Annotated in this window: 24 protein-coding genes; 14 read left to right on the top strand and 10 right to left on the bottom strand. The window is 64.8% G+C overall.

What is annotated here, in order from left to right; all coding sequences use genetic code 11:
- The first annotated feature begins 27 nt into the window (after positions 1–27).
- From VI234_RS06875 to VI234_RS06885, 3 genes are all read left to right on the top strand, one after another.
- Entirely contained in the window at positions 28–315 is a 288-nt protein-coding gene (locus VI234_RS06875) for a hypothetical protein (RefSeq protein WP_008306984.1), read from the top strand.
- Positions 312–1,616: an oxidoreductase gene (locus tag VI234_RS06880; RefSeq protein ID WP_336329591.1), complete on the top strand. Its 1,305-nt coding sequence runs from the start codon at positions 312–314 to the stop codon at positions 1,614–1,616. The genes VI234_RS06875 and VI234_RS06880 overlap by 4 nt, the downstream gene beginning before the upstream one ends.
- A 76-nt stretch (positions 1,617–1,692) precedes the next feature.
- On the top strand, positions 1,693–2,535 hold the full coding sequence (locus VI234_RS06885) for an alpha/beta fold hydrolase (protein ID WP_008306980.1): 843 nt from the start codon (positions 1,693–1,695) through the stop codon (positions 2,533–2,535).
- A gap of 1 nt (position 2,536) precedes the next feature.
- Here the strand turns inward: VI234_RS06885 and VI234_RS06890 are convergent, their stop codons facing one another.
- Positions 2,537–3,082 (bottom strand): MaoC family dehydratase, encoded by a 546-nt coding sequence (locus VI234_RS06890; RefSeq protein WP_008306979.1) that lies wholly within the window; start codon positions 3,080–3,082, stop codon positions 2,537–2,539.
- 300 nt (positions 3,083–3,382) lie between these two features.
- On the opposite strand from VI234_RS06890, the gene VI234_RS06895 reads away from it, so the two are divergent.
- The 5 genes from VI234_RS06895 to VI234_RS06915 are packed head-to-tail and all read left to right on the top strand — an operon-like array spanning position 3,383 to position 6,780.
- On the top strand, positions 3,383–3,685 hold the full coding sequence (locus VI234_RS06895) for an AbrB/MazE/SpoVT family DNA-binding domain-containing protein (protein ID WP_008306977.1): 303 nt from the start codon (positions 3,383–3,385) through the stop codon (positions 3,683–3,685).
- 7 nt (positions 3,686–3,692) lie between these two features.
- Positions 3,693–4,250 carry a hypothetical protein gene (locus VI234_RS06900; protein ID WP_008306975.1) on the top strand — a complete coding sequence of 186 codons (558 nt, stop codon included), beginning with the start codon at positions 3,693–3,695 and terminating at the stop codon, positions 4,248–4,250.
- 45 nt (positions 4,251–4,295) lie between these two features.
- Positions 4,296–4,841, top strand: a complete 546-nt coding sequence (locus tag VI234_RS06905; RefSeq protein ID WP_049942747.1) for a poly(R)-hydroxyalkanoic acid synthase subunit PhaE — start codon at positions 4,296–4,298, stop codon at positions 4,839–4,841.
- Positions 4,842–4,844: 3 nt separating this feature from the next.
- Positions 4,845–6,278 (top strand): poly(3-hydroxyalkanoate) polymerase subunit PhaC, encoded by a 1,434-nt coding sequence (gene phaC, locus VI234_RS06910; RefSeq protein WP_336329592.1) that lies wholly within the window; start codon positions 4,845–4,847, stop codon positions 6,276–6,278.
- A 40-nt stretch (positions 6,279–6,318) separates the two neighbouring features.
- Entirely contained in the window at positions 6,319–6,780 is a 462-nt protein-coding gene (locus tag VI234_RS06915; protein ID WP_008306971.1) for a TIGR00725 family protein, read from the top strand.
- 9 nt (positions 6,781–6,789) lie between these two features.
- On the opposite strand, the gene VI234_RS06920 is transcribed toward VI234_RS06915, so the two are convergent.
- From VI234_RS06920 to VI234_RS06935, 4 genes are all read right to left on the bottom strand, one after another.
- Positions 6,790–7,014 (bottom strand): hypothetical protein, encoded by a 225-nt coding sequence (locus VI234_RS06920; RefSeq protein ID WP_008306970.1) that lies wholly within the window; start codon positions 7,012–7,014, stop codon positions 6,790–6,792.
- 286 nt (positions 7,015–7,300) lie between these two features.
- Positions 7,301–8,983: a thermosome subunit alpha gene (gene thsA / locus VI234_RS06925; protein ID WP_336329634.1), complete on the bottom strand. Its 1,683-nt coding sequence runs from the start codon at positions 8,981–8,983 to the stop codon at positions 7,301–7,303.
- Between the two features lie 146 nt (positions 8,984–9,129).
- Complete coding sequence (locus VI234_RS06930; RefSeq protein ID WP_336329635.1) at positions 9,130–10,125, bottom strand: AAA family ATPase; 996 nt, start codon at positions 10,123–10,125, stop codon at positions 9,130–9,132.
- Between the two features lie 154 nt (positions 10,126–10,279).
- On the bottom strand, positions 10,280–11,254 hold the full coding sequence (locus VI234_RS06935; RefSeq protein ID WP_336329593.1) for a DUF5784 family protein: 975 nt from the start codon (positions 11,252–11,254) through the stop codon (positions 10,280–10,282).
- A 155-nt stretch (positions 11,255–11,409) separates the two neighbouring features.
- Between VI234_RS06935 and VI234_RS06940 the strand changes: the two genes are divergently transcribed.
- Complete coding sequence (locus VI234_RS06940) at positions 11,410–11,583, top strand: DUF5786 family protein (RefSeq protein WP_336329594.1); 174 nt, start codon at positions 11,410–11,412, stop codon at positions 11,581–11,583.
- Here the strand turns inward: VI234_RS06940 and VI234_RS06945 are convergent.
- The 3 genes from VI234_RS06945 to VI234_RS06955 are packed head-to-tail and all read right to left on the bottom strand — an operon-like array spanning position 11,570 to position 14,280.
- Positions 11,570–12,304, bottom strand: a complete 735-nt coding sequence (locus tag VI234_RS06945) for a DUF7530 family protein (protein ID WP_336329595.1) — start codon at positions 12,302–12,304, stop codon at positions 11,570–11,572. The genes VI234_RS06940 and VI234_RS06945 overlap by 14 nt on opposite strands.
- Positions 12,301–13,239: an NAD(P)H-binding protein gene (locus VI234_RS06950; RefSeq protein WP_008306951.1), complete on the bottom strand. Its 939-nt coding sequence runs from the start codon at positions 13,237–13,239 to the stop codon at positions 12,301–12,303. The genes VI234_RS06945 and VI234_RS06950 overlap by 4 nt, the downstream gene beginning before the upstream one ends.
- A gap of 54 nt (positions 13,240–13,293) precedes the next feature.
- Entirely contained in the window at positions 13,294–14,280 is a 987-nt protein-coding gene (locus VI234_RS06955) for an SDR family oxidoreductase (protein ID WP_008306950.1), read from the bottom strand.
- Between the two features lie 110 nt (positions 14,281–14,390).
- Here VI234_RS06955 and VI234_RS06960 point away from each other — a divergent pair, with 110 nt between their 5' ends.
- Positions 14,391–14,594, top strand: coding sequence for a DUF7561 family protein (locus tag VI234_RS06960; protein ID WP_008306949.1), 204 nt, complete (start codon positions 14,391–14,393; stop codon positions 14,592–14,594).
- 4 nt (positions 14,595–14,598) lie between these two features.
- Here the strand turns inward: VI234_RS06960 and VI234_RS06965 are convergent, their stop codons facing one another.
- The gene (locus VI234_RS06965) at positions 14,599–15,582 is read right to left on the bottom strand and encodes a CPBP family intramembrane glutamic endopeptidase (RefSeq protein WP_008306948.1); all 984 of its coding nucleotides are present in this window, start codon (positions 15,580–15,582) and stop codon (positions 14,599–14,601) included.
- Between the two features lie 101 nt (positions 15,583–15,683).
- Between VI234_RS06965 and VI234_RS06970 the strand changes: the two genes are divergently transcribed.
- The 3 genes from VI234_RS06970 to VI234_RS06980 are packed head-to-tail and all read left to right on the top strand — an operon-like array spanning position 15,684 to position 16,649.
- Positions 15,684–16,028 (top strand): ArsR/SmtB family transcription factor, encoded by a 345-nt coding sequence (locus VI234_RS06970; RefSeq protein ID WP_008306947.1) that lies wholly within the window; start codon positions 15,684–15,686, stop codon positions 16,026–16,028.
- A gap of 1 nt (position 16,029) precedes the next feature.
- Entirely contained in the window at positions 16,030–16,359 is a 330-nt protein-coding gene (locus tag VI234_RS06975; RefSeq protein WP_008306946.1) for a hypothetical protein, read from the top strand.
- Entirely contained in the window at positions 16,356–16,649 is a 294-nt protein-coding gene (locus VI234_RS06980; RefSeq protein ID WP_336329596.1) for a DUF7521 family protein, read from the top strand. Before VI234_RS06975 ends, VI234_RS06980 begins: the two co-directional genes overlap by 4 nt.
- A 56-nt stretch (positions 16,650–16,705) precedes the next feature.
- On the opposite strand, the gene VI234_RS06985 is transcribed toward VI234_RS06980, so the two are convergent.
- Positions 16,706–16,900 (bottom strand): cold-shock protein, encoded by a 195-nt coding sequence (locus VI234_RS06985; RefSeq protein WP_004516469.1) that lies wholly within the window; start codon positions 16,898–16,900, stop codon positions 16,706–16,708.
- 161 nt (positions 16,901–17,061) lie between these two features.
- Here VI234_RS06985 and VI234_RS06990 point away from each other — a divergent pair, with 161 nt between their 5' ends.
- The gene (locus VI234_RS06990; protein ID WP_336329597.1) at positions 17,062–18,789 is read left to right on the top strand and encodes an ATP-dependent DNA helicase; all 1,728 of its coding nucleotides are present in this window, start codon (positions 17,062–17,064) and stop codon (positions 18,787–18,789) included.
- The last annotated feature ends 124 nt before the right edge of the window (positions 18,790–18,913 follow it).

Here is an 18,913-nt window from a genome sequence, read left to right on the forward strand (position 1 = left end):
TTGACGATAACTGTGCTATTCTCACACATGGACCCACAGCGGACGGCACGGCAGCGGGCCAGCGAGCGCGCCCGCCGGGTCGAGGCGACGGTCGACCGCACCACCGGCGGGGCCGCGTACCCGGTCCGCGTGGCGGAACTGGCAGACGAATACGGCAGCGCCGACCCGCCCGCAGCGGACCTCTCGGACGCGCTTGCGGGCAGTACCGACGGCGAGTTCGATTCGCCGACGGAAGTCCGGGCGGCCATCCAGCAGGTGACACCACAGGACGGCGTCCGTACCGAGGCGACCTTCGACGAACGCGAGCAGTCGTGACCGCGCTGGAGACGCCGCTGCAGATCGGCGGCGTCGAGATCCCCAACCGGCTGTACCGCGCACCGGTACTGGAGTGTGCGGGCAACGGCGAGGGGGCCGTCGACACGCTCATCGACGAACTCGAACCGACGGCCGCCTCGGGTGTCGGCCTCCTCTTTCAGGGGGCGAGCATCGTCACCGACCGCGGCGGCTGTGCCGCGCCGAACATGACGCGGGTCCACGACCCGGCCTTTGTCGAGCGCCTCGAACGGCTCACCGGGACTATCCACGACCACGGTGGCCGTATCTTCCTGCAACTGGCCCACGGTGGCCTCCGGAGCATGGCGACGTGGCACGCCGAGTATCGCCGACAGCATCCGGACCAGCGCCAGCTCGCTGTCAGCCGCCCGCCGTGGCAGCTCCGGGCGCTTGACCGGGCGGGCCTGATTTCGTTGCAGCCGGACGTGCTCTCGACGAGCGAGGTGTGGGACCTGGCCGAGCAGTTCGGACGGTGTGCCGGCTACGCCGTCGACGCGGGCTACGACGGCATCCACCTCTCGACGGCGAACATGAGCCTGATACAGCAGTTCCTCTCGCCGTTCTACAACCGCCGGGACGACGAGTTCAGGGACGGCGTTCGGTTCCTCGAAGCCGTCCACGACGCCGTGCGCGACCACGCCGGAGACGTGCCACTGGTCACGAAAGTCCCAGCCGAGACCGTTGCGCCGAGTTTCGTTCGACGGCATCTCACTCGGAGGGATGGCGTGGGTATCGCCGAGCGGGCGGCGGCCATCGGCTACGACGGGCTCGTTCCGGTCGAGGTCTCGCCGTTCTGGGACATGAGCATCGTCCGCGGCGCGTTCCCGGATCGGGCCTGGGACGCGAGCGACCTGCAGGACGACTACGCGGCGGTCTTCGGCGGCCGACTGCGAGCGCGTGCCGTCCGGCTGCTCAATCGACTGCAGGCACGCCGGTTCGGCCGCGATCCGGGCTGGAATGCCGACTTCTGCCGGGCGGTCCGCGAGCGCGTGGACGTACCGGTCCTACTGGAAGGCGGCCTCCGGACGCGCGACGACTGTGACCGGTACCTCGGTGCGACTGGGGCCGTCCCCGCAGCCGACGCGGTCGGGATGGCCCGCCCCTTCTATGCCGAGCCACGCCTCGGCGCTCGCTTGCTCGACGGTTCAGACGCGCTGTGTGAGAGCTGTAACAACTGCACCGTCCCGCAGGTCACCGGCGAACCGGGCCGCTGTCGGACACCAGCTATCGTCCGCGAGCAAGCCCGACTCCAGCGAGACGGTGCGTACGAGCGATCAGAGTGACCGATTTCGGACGCCCCCGCCGTCATAACTGGGCGGATACAAAGGCTCATACGCCCTCGGTCCCGAACGAACGCCGATGACGACAGGGATTTCGTCCGAGCGCGTCGAACTGTCCGTCGACGGCGAGGACGTCGATATTCACTACCGGACCGGCGGCGAGGGGCCGCCTTTGGTGTTTCTCCACGGCATCGGGCTGGACGCCGCGACAGTTTCGTGGCGTCACGCACTCCCCGCACTCGCGCCGGAGCGAACGGTGTACGCGCTCGATTTGCCGGGCCACGGCGACAGCGACAAGCCAGACCGCGCGTACACGACCGACTATTACCTTGAGACCGTGGCCGAGTTCATCGACGCGCTCGGTATCGAGGAACCCGCGCTGGCGGGCCTCTCGATGGGCGGTGCAATCGCGCTCGGCCACGCGCTCGATGGTGGCCCGGTCGAGCGGCTGGTACTGGTCGATAGCTACGGGCTGGGAGCCGACGCCTACTGGCGCACAGCGGCCAGCAGCGTCTTGCAGACGCCGATACTCGGAAATATGCTCTGGCAGGGCGTGGGATCGTCCCAGTCGGCGATCAGAAACAGTCTCCGAAGCATGGGTCCCGGGGAGCCACCCCAGCAACTGGTCGACGACGTCGACAGCGCCGTCGACCGCCAGACCGTCCGGGCGATGCGGCGCTGGCAGCGCAGCGAGTTCCAGTGGTGCGGTTTCCGGACCGACTACTCCGACCGGCTGGACGAGATAGACGTGCCGACGATGTTGATTCACGGGGCCGTCGACCCACTGCTCCCCCGTCGGTGGTCCGAGCAGGCGGCTGGAACGGTCACTGATAGTACGCTGAAAATCTTCGAGAACTGCGGGCACTGTCCGCCGCGGGAACACCCCGACCGTTTCAACCGGGCCGTTCGAGCGTTCTGCTGAGTTATTCCGGCAGGTCGTCGATGAGGACGACCGCTTCGCCGTCGATGACGACTTCGTCGTCTGCGAGGACGCGCGTTGTCAGCCGGTACTGTTCGTCGCCGAGGTCCTCGACGATTTCACACTCGGCAGTGAGTCGGTCGCCGATACGGACCGGGTTGTGGAACTCCAGGTCCTGCGAGAGATAGATCGTCAGCCCCGGGAGGCGTGCTAAGGCCGCGCTGATGAGGCTGCCGACGAGCGTCCCGTGGGCGATGCGGCCGCGGAAGCGCGTCTGCTCTGCGAACTCGTCGTCCAGGTGAAGCGGGTTCGTGTCGCCGCTCGCGGCGGCGAACTGTTGCACGTCGTTCTCCGAGATCGTCTTCGTGAAATCGACGTGGTCGCCGACGCCGAGGCGGCCCGGGTGGTCTTCGGAGATCGAGACGTGCCATTCTGGGAGATCTTCGTCCGGCTCGATACGGTCTGCGGGCGTTACGCCGTTCTCGTCCTCCTGCTGGACGCCGAACGCAGCGAACGCTGCCCGGTTAGCTGCAACGACGCTGTTGAACATATGTGACGATGTTTCAGTCCATGTGTCTAACAGCGGGTTTCGTGGCGATTCAGAACTCATCTGTTCTGCTAATTTATTGGTCGGAGTATTAAACCTTGGTGTTGGTTTCGCCTCAGCTGTCGGTAAATGCCGTCTAACGGGCGTCAGACGCGTATTTGGGGTTGCCGTTATCGGTGCTACAGAGCGTAGCACGTCCCTCGACGCTCCTCAACCGGTAATACCATTCTCTACCACTCAATGGTGCCCAATGGTTTTCAGCGGAAGGTTTATATTGTTGAGGAGAGTACATGTAGTTGACCGATGGCCGACGAGGATGATGGCCTGATGTGGCCTCCGATGTTCAAGGGGATGCAACAGGCGAGCGAGAACGCGATGGAACAGCAACAGCAGCTGATGAAACAGATGTTCGCCAGCGGTGGCATGCCGAGTTTCGATATGAATCAGCTCGGTGCCATGAGTCAGATGGCGACGTTCAAGACCCGCGTGCAAAGCGGGGGTCGGATCAGCATCCCCGATGCGGAGCGAGAGGCGCTGGGCATCGACGAAGGCGATATCGTTCAAGCCGTCGTCCTCCCGGTCACTAACAACAACAACAGCGAGTAATCCAACAATGGTAGACTACACAACCCCCGTCACGACAGCGTTCGAGATGCAGCGTACCACGATCGAGCAGAGCCAGAAGGCGCTCGAACAGAGCGTTTCCTTCCAGAAGAACGTCAACAGCGCGGTCATCGACAGCCTCGACACGCAGGAGTCGGCACAGCGCCGCGGCGTCGAGCTTCAGCAGACCGCGTTCCACAGCTACCTCGACGCGATGGCGTCGACGATGCCCGGCATGACCGAAACCGTCGAACAGATCCGCGAGACCGTCGACGAGCAGTTCGACTTCCTGCTCGAGAACCACGCCGAGGTCTTCGACAACATGGAAACGGAGCTCACAGAGGGCGCTGACACCTACGACGAGATGACCGACGAGTACGTCACCGCCGTCAACGATCAGGTCGATATGCTCGTCGAGGCCCACGAGGAACTCGAAGCGCAGTCTGTCGAGGCCGCCGAGCAGTTCGGCGAGCAACTCGAAGAAGTGCAGGAGCAGGTCGAGGAGATTCAGGAGCAGGTCGAGGAAGTGCAGGCCGAAGCCGCCGACGCTGTCGACGTCGAAGCGTAAATACGACAGTCGGTTTTTTTGTGCGCCCGCCGCCGAGGTACTATTATGAGTAATACAAACGACATTCAGGAGGAATGGACGGAGATGGTTGAGGAGATGAACAGCGCGGTCGCTGACTCGATGGAGCAGAACATGAAGGCCCAGGCGGCCTTCGTGGAGTCGTGGGCCGACGCCGTCGAGGACACGATTCCCAAAGAAGAGGACCTTGCTGACGGGATGGACGGCTACAACCGCGCCTACGAGGAGTGGATCGACGCCGCCGAGCAGATGGTCGAGCGCTCGACCGACGCCGCACAGGGCGAGGACGTCGACCCCGCCGAATTCCGTGATATCTGGCTGCAGTCCGCCAACGAGGCGTTCAAACACGTCATGGGCACCTCGGCCTTCGCGGCCGCCAACGGCCAGCTCGTCGAGTCGATGATGGAGATGCAACAGGAAGCGGACGACCTGAGTCAGGACGCTCTGGAGCAAATGGGCTTCCCAACGCGCAACGATGTCGACGAAGTTGCTGAGCGGCTCGTCGAGCTTGAGCGCCGCCAGCACGCGGTCGAACAGAAGCTCGACCGCATTCTCGAACACATGGAAGAGTAACTCATGTCCAGTAACCCGTTCAATCCGTTCGAGGCCGCGCTCAACTGGCAGCGCAAGACGCTGGAGAACATGACCGACGCCGCCGAGACCAGTCAGATCGCCGACGAGCGACTGGAGCTGATGGAGTCCGTCGAAGTCGGCCAGACGCCAAGCGACGTCGTCTACGAGGAGAACAAGCTCGAACTCCTCCACTACGACGCCGAAGCCGCCGGTATCGAGGTGCCCGAAGAGGAGAAGGAGGACGTTCCGATCCTCATCGTCTACGCCCTCATCAATCGGCCGTACATCCTCGACCTGCAGGAGGAGCGGTCGGTCGTCCGACGCCTGCTCGAGGCGGGCCACGACGTGTACCTCATCGACTGGAACGAGCCGTCGCGGCTCGACCAGCACCTCACGCTCGATGACTACGTCAACCGCTACATGGACAACTGCGTCGACGTGGTCCGCGAGCGCTCCGGCCAGGACGCCATCAACATCCTCGGCTACTGTATGGGCGGCACGATGTCGGTGATGTACACCGCCCTCCACAAGGAGAAGGTCAACACCCTGGGCCTGATGGCCGCCGGGCTCTGTTTCGACCACACCGGCGGCGTCCTCGAAGAGTGGGGCTCCGAGGAGTACTATTCCCCGCAGGACGTCGTCGATACGTTCGGCAACGTCCCCTCGGACATGCTCGACATCGGCTTCGCGCTGATGGACCCCGTCGAGAACTACGTCACGAAGTACATCCGGTTCGCGGAGAACATGGAGAACGAGGGCTTCGTCGAGAACTTCGGCCGGATGGAGCAGTGGCTCGGTGACGGCATCGACGTGGCCGGCGAGGCCTACGTTCAGTTCCTCGAAGACGTGTACCAGGACAACAAACTCTACAAGAACGAACTGGAACTCGACGGAAAGCACGTCGACCTGGACAACATCGACATGCCAGTCCTCCAGCTCATGGGTGAGTACGACCACCTCATCCCGCCGGAGGCCTCCAAGCCGTTCAACGACGTCATCGCCAGCGACGACACCCGAACCATCGAGTTCTCGACGGGCCACATCGGCCTCTCCGTCTCGTCGTCGACCCACGCCGACCTCTGGCCCGAGGTCGCCGAGTGGTACTCCGAGCGCAGCAAGGGAACCGATGAAGTCGATATCGAGGTCGAGTCCCCTGAAGCGGCTGAAGACGACACAGTGGACCAGTCGGAACTCACCGACATCGACGTCGACGCGACTGAGGATGTCGATGCCGACGCTACCGAGGACGAAGACGACGCGACCGACGAACCCGCTGACGTGGATAGCGTCTCCGGTATCGGCCCGACCTACGCCGAACGGCTGCACGACGCCGGCATCGAGACGGTTGCGGACCTGGCCGAGTACGACGCGGCCGAACTGGCCGACATCACCGAGACCAACGAGTCCCGCGCGCAAGACTGGCTCGACCAACTGTAATCCGGGACGGTTTTTCTAGTCTCCCGCTGAACGACCAGCCATGCGCGTCTCGGTCATCGGCGGCTCGACAGTTACCGACGAACAGTACCAACAGGCACGCGAGGTCGGGAAACAGCTCGGTGAGCACGGCCACGATGTCGTCTGTGGCGGCCTCACGGGTGTGATGGAAGCCGTCTGTCGCGGTGCGAGCGAGGCGGGCGGTCACACTATCGGTATTTTGCCGGGCGAGCGCCGTGCCGCCGCGAACGACTACGTCCAGACAGCCATTGCGACGGGGCTGGGCAACGCCCGGAACGTCCTCGTCGTGCTGAACGGCGCGGCCGTCATCGCCGTCGACGGCGGCACCGGGACGCTCTCGGAACTCGGCCACGCGCTCGACATGGGGCGGCCCGTCGCCGGCCTGGGAACCCACCGCCTCGACAGCGCGGCTGGCTGCGACGCCATCGAACACGTCGAGACGCCCGCCGACGCCGTCGACTACGTCGAGTCCACCGTGCAGTAACCGAACTTTTTAGCCGAATACCCGCTTGAGAACCGCCGCCGTTGCGAGAAATGCGACGCCGAGCAGCCTGACCCGGCGACGGGACCGTTCCTGTGGTCTGAACTCCACTGCCAGCACCCAGCGATAGCCCAGCCGCGCTAGCGACAGCAACGTGCCGGGAACGAGCAGATGGAGCACACCTGCTAGCGCCGTTCCGGTCCACAGCAGCCGCCGTTCGGTCCCTGTCAGGTCCATACCGTGTTAAGGGGGCGCGCTGGTTTGACCGTGGCGTCTGCTTGCGAAGTGTGTACTGTCCGATATCTTCGATAATCGAAACAGCGTCGTCACTCACTCAGACTAAAGACAGAAAATGTAGAACCGCACCGATTCTTTGCGAGATCGACGGGCGAGGCAGGCATCCGCGGCCGAAGGCCGCGGTTCTCGGAATCGCCGCATCGCGGCGATTCCGCCTTTTTCGCCCACGTTTTTGCGCGGGGGTTGAGGGCGCGAAGCGCCCGAGGCCCCTGCGCAAAAAGGTGGCTTACATCATGCCGCCCATACCGCCGCCCATGCCGCCCATGCCGCCGCCCATTCCGCCGGGCGCGCCGCCTGGGCCGCCGGGTCCGCCTTCGTCCTCGTCGTCGTCGCCCTGGCCACCCTTGAGGTCGCCAGCAGCGATGACGTCGTCGATGCGGAGGATCATGACGGCTGCTTCGGTTGCGCTTTCGACGGCCTGGGTCTTGACACGGAGCGGCTCGACGACGCCGTCCTCTTCCATGTCGACGACCTCACCGGTGTACGCGTCAAGCCCGGAGGTGACTGCGCCACCGTCGTGCTTGCTGCGGAGGTCGACCAGCGAGTCGATCGGGTCGAGACCGGCGTTCTCCGCGAGAGTGCGCGGGATGACGTCGATGGCGTCGGCGAAGGCCTCAACGGCGAGCTGCTCGCGGCCACCGACGGAGTCGGCGTGGTCTCGGAGACCGAGGGCGAGCTGGGTCTCGGGGGCACCGCCGCCGGGCAGGACCTTGCCGTCCTCCAGCGTAGCGGCGACGACGCCGAGCGAGTCCTCGATGGCGCGCTCGACTTCGTCGACGACGTGTTCGGTGCCGCCGCGGAGGATCATCGTGACAGCGCGGGCGTCCTCGACGTCCTCGACGAAGATGCGCTCGTCGCCAGCGATGTCCTTCTGGGCGACGGAGCCAGCGAAGCCGAGATCGTCGGCTTCGATGTCGTCGATGTTCGAGATGATGCGCGCGCCGGTCGAGCGCGAGAGGGCCTCGATGTCGGACTTCTTGGCGCGGCGCACGGCCAGGATGCCTTCCTGGGCGAGGTAGTGCTGGGCCATGTCGTCGATGCCCTTCTGGCAGAAGACGACGTCAGCACCGGCTTCTTTGAGCTTGTCGACCATCTCCTTGAGCTGTTTCTCTTCCTGGTCGAGGAACTGCTGGAGCTGGTCGGGGTCCGTGACGTTGACTTCGGTGTCGAGTTCGGTCTCCGGAACCTCGATAGCGGTGTCGAGAAGGGCAATGTCGGCGTCTTCAACGGCGAAGGGCATGTTGTCATGGACGCGTTCCTTGTCCACGATGACGCCCTCGACGAGCTCGGACTCGTCGGTTGCGCCGCCCACGACGGTTTCGACCTGGACGTTGTCGGTGTCGACGCTGCCGTCGTCGTCGACGATAGACTGGATCGCGCGGACGACGAGCTCGGCGAGGACGTCCTTGGAGGATTCAGCGCCCTTGCCGGTCATCGCCGTCGCGGCGACCTTTTCGAGGGTCTCCGTGTCGTCGGCATCGACGTCGATAGCGTTGTCTTCGAGAATCTCCTTGGCCTTCTCGGCGGCCTGGCGGTACCCCTGAGCCAGGATGCTGGCGTGGATGTCCTGGTCGAGGAGTTCCTCGGCCTTCGAGAGAAGTTCGCCGGCCATGACGACCGCTGTCGTCGTGCCGTCGCCCACTTCGTCTTCCTGGGTCTGGGCGACCTCGACGATCATGTTGGCGGCGGGGTGCTCGATGTCCATCTCGTCGAGGATGGTGACGCCGTCGTTCGTGACGACGACCGAGCCTGAGTTGTCGACGAGCATTTTGTCCATGCCCTTCGGACCCAGTGTCGTCCGAACGGCCTCGGCGACGGCCGTCCCGGCCGTGATGTTCATCGACTGCGCGTCCTTTCCGGATGTCCGCTGGGACTCCTCGGAAAGTACAATCATGGGCTGGTTGCCCATCTGCTGTTGAGCCATAGTCAAACGATGATTGAATGTGATTCTATATAAAAGCTGTGGTGATGGCCGCTGTATCGCCCTATTGCATGCCACACTCGACAGTGTGATACCGTATACCGTGGGTGGTTTATATACCCATTCAGGGCCGCTCAGCGGCCCATTCCGAACCGACGGTGGCGCAGTTCCGGCGTGATCTGGATGCGGGAGATGTCCTGGCCGGTCCGGTACCAGACGAACGCTGCCCTGGTGAACAGTTCGCGACATTCGATACGGACCTCGCGGGGGTTCCCCTCCGTCCGCTCGTGGATGTCCTCGATTGCGGGCCGGGTGAACAGGTCCGGGGCCTGTCCGTCGTAGGGTTCGCCCCGGAAATACGCCAGCGAGCGGGCGGCGTATTCGGCTACGTCGTCCGGCGAAAACGGGTCGATACCCTCGTAGTAGCGCAGTCGGGAGTCGAGTGTTCCGCGAATCTCAGCGACGCGGCGCTTCCCCTCCGGCGTTCCGGTGAGAAACAGCCGAACGCCGGCGTCGCCGGCCACCTGTAGCGGCGACAGCAGGTCCGCCTCAAGCACCTCGATCTCGTCGACGACCAGCAAAAGTGTCTTGCCGTCATCGCGCACACGACGGACGATTTCGTGGACGGCGTCTTTCGCCTCGGCCGTCGCCCACGGAATCCCGTCACGGACCTGCGAGTAGTTGCGCTGGTCGATGGAGTACCCCGCTGCGTAGGCGGCGGTCAGCACTGTCTGGTACAGTTTTCGCGGGGTGGTCTCCCGTGGATTGTCCAGGTGCGTGATGACGAACCCCTCGTGTTTCGAGAGGTCCCGAAGAACGATCTCGCGGAAGGCCGTCTTTCCAGTTCCGTAGGGACTCACTAACCCGATGTGCTGGTCCTGGAGAAGCCAGGACGTGACCTGGTTCAGCATCTCGGTGTCGTGTCGGACGTACAGCGGCTCGGGCATGTGGTCCAGCCCGGCCTCCTCGGTGAACGGGAGATCCGTCACGGTGTCGGCTGTACCGCCGAGGGCCTCGCCGAAGGCCAGCAGTCGCTGTTCGACCTCTTGGAGCTGGTCCAGTAATACGCCGGCGGTGGCGCTTTCGGCGCGGTCTTCTTCTTCAGACCGGAGCGATTCGAGTCGGTCCATTACCTCCGAGACCGACTGTCCCGCGCCGCTGGTCTCCGGTTGCTCTGTGTCGTCCACCACGGCTATCTCTCTCAGTGTTGCTGGTCCGGCGCGTTATATGTTACGCCCCGAATTTCGGGGAAGATAACGCGACCTACCGTTGGTTGTACCTCGTTTAAAACGGGAGCGGGAACGGAACCGAGCCGTAGGCGTACCCTTCTATACTGCCGTCAGGCCGGGCGCGGAACACGATGGTCGGCGAGTAGCCCACGTCCGGCTTTTCACCGTAGACCCGCTTCCAGTCGTCGTCCGGGAAGGAACTGCAGTCAACGACAAGGACGGCCCCGGGGTGGGCCGCCAACTGATCACGGGTCTTGGCGTCACCGGACGTCTTGACTGCGGCGACGGCGGTATCGACCTGTCGCCGGGACGGCGGCCGCGGGCGGGTGACCTCGACGAGCGTGTCTTCGACCCGGAAGTCGACGGAGTGGCCCGAATCCAGTTCGACCTCGGGCCTGATGTCGTTGCCCGCGTCGACGAGCAGTTTGGCGACGTTGAACTCGCCCATCGTCGCTCGCATCCGCGAGAGGTCGAACCCCTCGCTGGTCCCGAGTTTGCTCGCCATGGTGTAGCGGTAGTCGTCGAGTGCGCCGGTCGTGAGGAAGTCGTCATAGAACGCCAGCCCGTCCGCCCGGTCGGCGTCCGGGAAGCCGCCGGCGTGGTCCCGGAAGAACCGCCGGGTCGACTCCCGGCCGTCCTTCGAGAGAAACACGGGCAAGAAGAACCGTGCCAGCGTCTCGTACTCGGTGAGCCACGGCTCCTCGATCTCTAGCTGGGCGAACAGCTCGCGCTGGATCCACTCGCTGATGTCGTCAGGCACCTCGTCGAACGTGTACTTCTCCGTCCGCCACAGCGTCTTGGGCGTCTCGGTGTTCCCGACCCAGTACGCTCGCTGGCCGTTCCAGCAAAACAGCGCAAGATCGCCATTATCCATCTCCAGTCGGCGCGCGGCCCACCCCTCCGGTGGGGCGAACCACGGACCGCTCATCGTCGCACCGAACGTGTTCTGCAGCGGCGTCAGCAGGTCCGTTCGGACCCGCTTCTCGCTCCATCGCTCGTTCGACTGTCGCAGACGTAAGGGACCAGCCACGGGTGCGTGTAGACGGTCAGTGGTCTTGGGCGTTCCGCCCTATTGGAACTCCCCATGATCGGACCGTTTGACCGCTTTATTGGCCGTGTATCACGGTTTCGAGGGTCACCGTTACATTGATAGTGACTAACTACCAAGCTTCACTGTGGTAACCTATGTCGATGGGAGCGTATGACGACGACGAACACGAACGCCGTGAGCGCAAGAACAGCGAAGTCGACCTATCGGAAGACGACAACCGGAGCACGTACCACGGGAGTGTCGACTACGATGGGGATGAGTCGACAGAGGAACTGCTTGACCAGTTCAAGCAGATCAACGCTGATTGACGGCGGCCGTTCTCGACCGGTAGCGTAACAGCCCGACAGAGACAGCGGTCACGACTGTGACGGCTATTACGTGCCCGACCAGCGCCGCGAGCAGCACCGGCTGGTCGAGAATGAACGGGACGAGAACGAGCTGTAAGACGCCAAAGCCCCATATCTCCAGATCCGCACGGATGAACACCCGTGCCGTCTCGGGGTCGAACCGATAGCGTGCCGACCGCCAGAGCCCGGTGACGCTGGCCCACCAGCCCGTACCGATACGGTAGCTCACGTCCCAGAGGATGAGTAGGGTCAGATACACCACCAGTACCGGCGGCTCCGACCCGAACAGCTGGCCCAGAAGTGGCGTCGAGCTGACCTGCGGGTCGAAGACGAACAGGTGGGTGAGCAGGGCGACGTACGCGAGGACGGACAACACGACCTCGACGTTCGAGGCGAACAGCAGCGCGCGGTAGGTCGGCGGCACGTCGATACGGCGGATGAGCGTGCTGATACGGAGCATCTCGGCGCTCCCGATGGTGGCGACGAACACGACGACCGTTCCGGCGATTGCGGCGCTCCAGACCTCGTAGTACCACGACAGAGCGACGATGGCGACCTCGAAGATGAGGAGCTGTATCGCCATCGCTGCCCACGTCGGTAGCCGAATCCCCGGCAGCGCGCCGATGATGCTCTCGTACACCCACGTCTCGCCGTACTCCGGGCGGGCGCTGTCGCCGCTCATCTGCCTGCACCACCCGTGGCCGCGGCCGCCTGCGCCGTTTCGCGACTCCGCGGCTCGCTGAGGGCCAGCCAGACCGCGTCTGCGAACGGCGTCAGGTCGACCGTGAACTGTGCCTGAGCGGCCTCGGTGTCCGCGACCACTGGCGTCTTCAGCCCGTGGATGAGCGGCCGGGCGACGCTCGATGGCACGTCGGTCAGTAGACCGACCCAGTACGCAGACAGCTTCGGCGTCAGCACCGGTATCGGCACGATTTTCGGCTCGCCCGTGCCCATGATTCGCCCTGTCCGCCGCAGTATCTCCGCGTAGGTCAACACCTCCGGGCCGCCAATCTCGTAGGTCTCGCCGGCCGTCTCCGGCGTGTCGAGCACGTCGACCAGGTACGCGATGACGTCGTCGATAGCGATTGGGTGGCAGTCGGTCCGGACCCAACGCGGCGTCACCAGCACTGGTAGCCGCGTCGTCAGTTCGCGTATCATCCGAAAGCTCGCTGAGCCCGCGCCGATGATGATGGCCGCCCGGAACGTCGTCAGGTCGTACTCGCCCTCCTTGAGGAGGAACTCGACTTCGCGGCGCGACCGGAGGTGCTCGGACAGCGTCTCGTCGTCCTCGCCGAGGCCGCCGAGGTAGACGACTCGGTCGACGCCGGCCGCGTCGGCCGCCCGACGGAAGTTCCGCGCCGCGCGCCGGTCCCGCTCGGCGTAGTCGGTCCCGGCACGCATCGAATGGACGAGGTAGTACGCGACGTCGATTCCGGCGAGGGCGGCATCGAAACTGCCCGCGTCGAGCAGGTCGCCTGTCGCCACGTCGACGCCGTCGGGCGGGGCGTACTCGCTCGGGTCGCGAACGAGCGCGCGGACGCTGTGGCCGGCCGCGAGGAGCGCCGGGGCGAGGTGGCCCCCGACGAACCCCGTTGCACCGGTCACGAGGACGTGCATACCCTTCCTGCAGGACGGGACGCGGTTAAAACCGTGGCCTGTTCGTGTCGCCCGTCAGGACTGTCGAACGAGCGGCTCGTACCAGTCGCGGTTGTCGCGGTACCAGTCGATGAACTTCGCGACGCCCTCCCGGATGGTGTGGTCCGGGTCGTAGCCGAGCAGTTCCTCGGCGCGGTCGGTCGCGGCGTGGGTGTGCTCGGCGTCGGCGTCGTGGCGTTCCTCGTAGACCAAATCGAGGTCCGGGTCGATCTGGTCGCGGATCTCCGTCGCGAGCGTCTTGATTTCGATGTTGTCCGTCGACCCAATGTTGATTGCCTGGCCGTCGGCGGCGTCCTCGTGCAACAGCGTCATGTTCGCGTCGATGACGTCCTCGATGTAGGTGAAATCGCGCGTCTGCGTGCCGTCGCCGTAGATGACCGGCGGCTCGCCGTTGTGACACCGGGAGACGAAATTCGAGATGGCCATGTTCGGGCGCATCCGCGGGCCGTAGACGGTGAAATATCGCAACGCGACGGCGGGCAGGTCGTACACCTCGCTGTAGGCGCAGGCGTAGCGCTCGGCGGCGAGCTTCGACGCGCCGTAGGGTGAGACGGGGGTCGTGGGATGTTGCTCGTCGTAGGGCAGGTACTCTGGCTTGCCATAAACGGAGGAGGAGGAGGCCATCACGAACCGCTCGATGCCCTCGTCGCGGCAGGCGTCGAGGAGGTTCAGCGTGCCGTCGACGTTGACCTCGTCGTATTTTCGGGGGTTCTTGACGCTCGGGCGGACGCCGGCCTGGGCGGCCTGGTGGTAGACGTAGTCGGCGTCGGCGACGAGGTCCGTCACTAGCTCCGCGTCACGCACGTCGCCCTCGATGAACTCGTAGCTGCCGTCGCTGTTCCGGGCGGCCGCCTGTCCAGCTTCGATGTTGTGTTGCTTGATATCCAGATCGTAGAACGGGTCGCGGTTGTCCAATACGACCACGTCGTGGCTGTCGGCGGCGAACCGCTGTGCCAGGTGGCCGCCGATGAACCCGGCACCCCCTGTGACCAGTATTTGCATTATCTGGACGGTGCCCATCGGACGACAAAAGTATGTCGAGAGTTAACTGCACTGAACTGTGCGAAGGGGCCAGCTACCTTGAAGTGTATACAGCGCATAAAAACTCGCTAATGGCCTCTAGAGCCTGCGACGGGTGCGATACGAACGTTTCGATAGCCGGCGGCATCGCCAACATCTGGTCGCAGGAGTCCAGGCCGACCGAGGGAATCGTCCTCGAACTCGGCGACGACACCGAACACTTCCTCTGTTACGACTGCATCGACCAGCTTCCCGACGACCGCGAGGTGACGGCGGCGGACGTGGCCGCCCTTTAAGTCGTCACGTCTCCCGTTCGAATCCGGGCGTCCACCGCGTCACGCGCTCGTCGATTCCAAGACGGCCGTCGCGCCAGCGGAGAAACGCCAGTAGCAGGAGGCCGCCGACGACCACGAAGAGCGAGTAGACGATCCCTTCTTCGCCCATCCAGCGCGCGGGGCCGACGATATCGACTGCGATCAGCTCGGGCGTCCGTTGTGAGTGGCCGAGACCGAACACCGCGCTCTGGGTGAAGTTGTACCAGGCGTGAAAGCCGATCGGGAGGGCGAGGTCGCCGGTGAGGACGTACGCGCCGCTCAGGACCAGTCCGGCGAGCAGGTAATAGCCGTACTGGCTCGGGTGGTCGACCTTCCCGCCGTGCAGGAAGGCGAAGACGAGCGAACTCGCGAGCACCGCCACGCCGACCGCGGCCCACCGCGGGACGGGCCCGTCGGCCCCTTCGGCGAGGTTCTTCAGCATCGCCCCACGGAAGACGATCTCCTCCCACGCCGACGCGAGGGCGACGTAGCTGAAGACGACGGCCATCGCCGGCAGAAACGGGAGATCGCCGGCTCCCTCCGCGACGCCGACGACAGTGGCCCAGCCCGCGCCGACTGCGACGGCGAGCGCGCCGGCATTGATGACGGTCGCTATCGCGCCGCCGACGGCGAACGACCGCCACCAGTGTCGGTCGAGCGACAGGCCGTACTCGCCGACGGGTCGGCGGTCGAGGACCCGCGCGCTGACGAACACCGTGGCGACGAGGACCACCCCGATCCCGGCCGCTTCGAGCGGTTCTCGGATGGGGTGCGTGAATCGGGCCCGAACGACGCTCTGTAGCGCCGCGAGGGCGAGAAACGACAGCACCGCCGGGAGAACCGCCCGAAGCGGCGCTCTGAGCCTGTCGTCCATGCTGTTCCAGATCGGCCAGGCGAGGCGAGAGACAGTCCGCTCGACGACGCTCGGGGTCGTCCGGCTGTCTCTTTGCTCCGGTGACTTGGGTGGCATGTCCGGACGACCGGCCGGGACCGACGTATCACCGCGGGCACTGCTTCTGATTCGGAAGCCAGTGGACCGTTTTTATTGCGTCTCGCTCGCTGGAAGCGAACATGGACGCGGTCGGCGACGACGAACTGCTCGCGCTGCTCGAAGACGAGTACGCGCGGGCTATCATCGCCGAACTCACCACCGGACCGATGTCCGTCTCCGAACTCTGTACGGCCTGCGAGATGTCCGACCCGACGGCGTACCGCCGCCTCGACCGACTGGAAGCCGCCGACCTCGTCGCCGAACGGCAGGCCGTCGACCCCGACGGACACCACTACAAGCGCTACGTCGCGACCGTCGACGAAGTGACCGTCACGTTCGCCGACGGGTCGTACGACGTGGCTGTCACGCGGTCCTCGTCGGACCCGGCGGATCGATTCACCGACCTGTTCGAGGGGCTGTCCTGAGATGTTCGCGACGCTACTGCAGATACGCACGGGTGGAACCGATCCGGAAACTGCGCTGGCCGTCGTCGCGCTGTCGATACTCTCCGTCTTGCTCTCGGCCGCTATCGCCGTCGTCCTCGTCCGCGGCTATCGTCGCGGGCCGGGCCGGACGGGCATGCTGACGCTCGCCGTCGGGCTTCTCCTGCTCACGACTGTACCGGAGATCCTCCGCATCGCGCTCCCCACGGCCACCGGCGTCGGCGTCGTCCGGCGCTCGCTCCTCGTGAGCGCCTGCGAACTGCTCGGGCTCGGAACGATCCTGTGGACCGTCTACGGGGGTGAGTCGTCGTGACGGTCCCACTCGACCTGCTCGCGCCGGACGCCGTCGCGGAACTCTCGCGAGCCCTGACGGCCGTCGTCGGACTGTTCGTCGCGTCGCTGGCCTACCGGGGCTATCGGCGCAACGACGCGCCGAAGATGCGGTGGCTCGCCGTCGGAATCGGGTCGCTGACCGCCGGTGTCTACGCCGCCGTCACCGTCGCTGTCTGGGCGGGCGCTGGGGCTGGCATCGTGTTGCTCGTCAGGGGTCTCGTGACCGTCGCAGGGCTCTGTGCCGTGCTGTACGCGCTGCTCGTCGAGTGACTTCAGATAAGAACAAGTGTCAGATGTGGTCGCCCGAAGGCGACCGAAAATCTGCCTTAGTTGCGGACGACGTTCGTCGCGCGGGGGCCCTTGTCGGCCTGTTCGATGTCGAATTCGATCTCCTCGCCTTCTTCGAGGTCAGGGCCGCCAACGTCTTCCATGTGGAAGAAAACGTCATCGTCCGCGTCCTCAGTCGAGATGAAACCGTAACCGCCTGTGTCGTTGAAGAAATCAACCTTACCGTTTGCCATTGCAAATATACGTACAGGGGATATATGTATAAGACTTCCGAGAGTACCAGTGCCACGACCGTGTGTCTGTGAACACGACTCACACCCGTCATCTCGGCTAGCCGCCGACGCTCATCCGACGACAGGAAAGGTTTAGGCCGCCTCGTCCGTTGCTTTCTCGCGTGTACCCCGCGCGGATTACCGACGAGTTCCCGGCCCCGTCCTACCGGGGCAACCAGAAGCAGGCCCTGGCTGACATCCGTGCGGCCTTCGAGCGCGGCAAGGACGTGGTCCTCGTTCGCGCCCCGACCGGTAGCGGCAAATCGCTGCTCGCTCGGGCCATCGCCGGGTGTGCCCGGACCGCCGGCGAGGCCGCCGCCGAGCAGGTCATCGACGCCTACTACACCACGCCGCAGGTCTCGCAACTGGACGACGTGGCCGAGGACGCCCTGCTCGAGGACCTCTGTGTCATCCGTGGGAAAAACAACTACGACTGCATCCTCCCCGGCGAGACGGACACACCGGTGAACCAGGCCCCGTGCGTGCGCGAACGGAAGTTCGATTGCCAGGTCAAGCACCGCTGTCCGTACTTCTCCGACCGCGCCATCGCCTCGAACCGGCGCATCGCCGCGATGACACTCGCGTACTTCATGCAGACCGCCGGCAGCGACGTGTTCGGCAAGCGCGACGTGGTCGTCATCGACGAGGCCCACGGTTTGGGCGAGTGGGCTGAGATGTACGCCACCATCGACCTCTCGCCGCAGTCCATCCCGATGTGGAACGACATCGACGTGCCGGACATCGACGGGCTGGACGAGGCCGTCGCCTTCACCGAACGCGTCGAGCACCTCGCCGAGCGCCGCGTCAAGGAACTGCGGAACAAGACGGAACTGACCGGTGAGGAAGTCGCTGAGCGGGACTCGTTGAACACGCTCCGTCAGGACCTGGGGTGGTTCCGCGAGGACTACACCGACACCGAGAGCGCGACCACCTGGGTCGTCGACCAGGCCGACGGCGAGCACGCGCCGGTGACAATCAAGCCGATGAACCCCGAGCGGTACCTCAAACACACCGTCTGGGACCGCGGCAACCGCTTCGCCCTGCTGTCGGCGACCATCCTCAACAAGGAGGCGTTCTGTGCCAACGTCGGCCTCGACCCCAACAATGTCGCGCTCGTGGAGGTCGGCCACACCTTCCCCGTCGAGAACCGGCCGCTGTACGACGTGGCCCAGGGGAAGATGACCTACGAGCACCGCGACGACACGCTGCCCGACATCGCCCGGACCGTCGTTCGCATCATGGCACAGCACACGGACGAGAAGGGGCTCATTCACTGCCATTCCTACGCTATTCAGGAGCAACTGAAGGACCTCCTCGACGACTTCGGCGTCGGCGCACGCGTCCGGACTCACGATAAAGAGGGACGCGATGGGGCGCTGTCCGCCTGGAAGCGCAGCGACAACCCCGACGTGTTCCTCTCGGTGAAGATGGAGGAGGCGCTGGACCTTGAGGGCGACCTCTGTCGCTGGCAAGTGCTGTGCAAGGCTCCCTATCCAAACACCCGCGACTCCCGCGTCGCCCGGCGGCTCGAAGACGACCAGTGGGGCTGGTACTACCGGACGGCACTGCGGACGGTCATCCAGGCCTGTGGTCGCGTCGTTCGTGCACCCGACGACTACGGGGCGACCTACCTCGCGGACTCGTCGCTGCTGGACCTGTTTGAGCGCGCCGAGCACGATATGCCGGACTGGTTTCGCGCCCAGGTCGACCGCCTCTCACAGCCCGATTTGCCGCGGTTCGCGCCGGACCAGGCGCTTTCGGCGCTCAGTTCGGGGACCAAACGCCGGCACGACCGCTCTCGGTCGCGGTCCGGGAACGGAAGTCACCCGCTTTCGGACGTGTGGGACTAAAAGAGGAAGCTCGCGCCGTAGACGAACGACGAACCGACCATCAGAATGACCAGAATAATTGCGAGTATCTGCTGTCTGTCCATGCCGTGTTCTTGATTACTGGCCTAGTTATGCGTTACGACCG

The organism is Haloarcula sp. CGMCC 1.2071 (assembly GCF_037078445.1).
Classification (GTDB): Archaea; Halobacteriota; Halobacteria; order Halobacteriales; family Haloarculaceae; genus Haloarcula; species Haloarcula amylolytica.

Bases quoted from the DNA above. Each gene is read 5' to 3' on its own strand.
- VI234_RS06875 (WP_008306984.1), top strand. From the start codon at position 28: ATGGACCCACAGCGGACGGCACGGCAGCGGGCCAGCGAGCGCGCCCGC.
- VI234_RS06885 (WP_008306980.1), top strand. From the start codon at position 1,693: ATGACGACAGGGATTTCGTCCGAGCGCGTCGAACTGTCCGTCGACGGC.
- VI234_RS06890 (WP_008306979.1), bottom strand. From the start codon at position 3,082: ATGTTCAACAGCGTCGTTGCAGCTAACCGGGCAGCGTTCGCTGCGTTC.
- VI234_RS06895 (WP_008306977.1), top strand. From the start codon at position 3,383: ATGGCCGACGAGGATGATGGCCTGATGTGGCCTCCGATGTTCAAGGGG.
- VI234_RS06900 (WP_008306975.1), top strand. From the start codon at position 3,693: ATGGTAGACTACACAACCCCCGTCACGACAGCGTTCGAGATGCAGCGT.
- VI234_RS06905 (WP_049942747.1), top strand. From the start codon at position 4,296: ATGAGTAATACAAACGACATTCAGGAGGAATGGACGGAGATGGTTGAG.
- phaC (WP_336329592.1), top strand. From the start codon at position 4,845: ATGTCCAGTAACCCGTTCAATCCGTTCGAGGCCGCGCTCAACTGGCAG.
- VI234_RS06915 (WP_008306971.1), top strand. From the start codon at position 6,319: ATGCGCGTCTCGGTCATCGGCGGCTCGACAGTTACCGACGAACAGTAC.
- VI234_RS06920 (WP_008306970.1), bottom strand. From the start codon at position 7,014: ATGGACCTGACAGGGACCGAACGGCGGCTGCTGTGGACCGGAACGGCG.
- thsA (WP_336329634.1), bottom strand. From the start codon at position 8,983: ATGGGCAACCAGCCCATGATTGTACTTTCCGAGGAGTCCCAGCGGACA.
- VI234_RS06930 (WP_336329635.1), bottom strand. From the start codon at position 10,125: ATGGACCGACTCGAATCGCTCCGGTCTGAAGAAGAAGACCGCGCCGAA.
- VI234_RS06940 (WP_336329594.1), top strand. From the start codon at position 11,410: ATGTCGATGGGAGCGTATGACGACGACGAACACGAACGCCGTGAGCGC.
- VI234_RS06945 (WP_336329595.1), bottom strand. From the start codon at position 12,304: ATGAGCGGCGACAGCGCCCGCCCGGAGTACGGCGAGACGTGGGTGTAC.
- VI234_RS06950 (WP_008306951.1), bottom strand. From the start codon at position 13,239: ATGCACGTCCTCGTGACCGGTGCAACGGGGTTCGTCGGGGGCCACCTC.
- VI234_RS06955 (WP_008306950.1), bottom strand. From the start codon at position 14,280: ATGCAAATACTGGTCACAGGGGGTGCCGGGTTCATCGGCGGCCACCTG.
- VI234_RS06960 (WP_008306949.1), top strand. From the start codon at position 14,391: ATGGCCTCTAGAGCCTGCGACGGGTGCGATACGAACGTTTCGATAGCC.
- VI234_RS06965 (WP_008306948.1), bottom strand. From the start codon at position 15,582: ATGCCACCCAAGTCACCGGAGCAAAGAGACAGCCGGACGACCCCGAGC.
- VI234_RS06970 (WP_008306947.1), top strand. From the start codon at position 15,684: ATGGACGCGGTCGGCGACGACGAACTGCTCGCGCTGCTCGAAGACGAG.
- VI234_RS06975 (WP_008306946.1), top strand. From the start codon at position 16,030: ATGTTCGCGACGCTACTGCAGATACGCACGGGTGGAACCGATCCGGAA.
- VI234_RS06985 (WP_004516469.1), bottom strand. From the start codon at position 16,900: ATGGCAAACGGTAAGGTTGATTTCTTCAACGACACAGGCGGTTACGGT.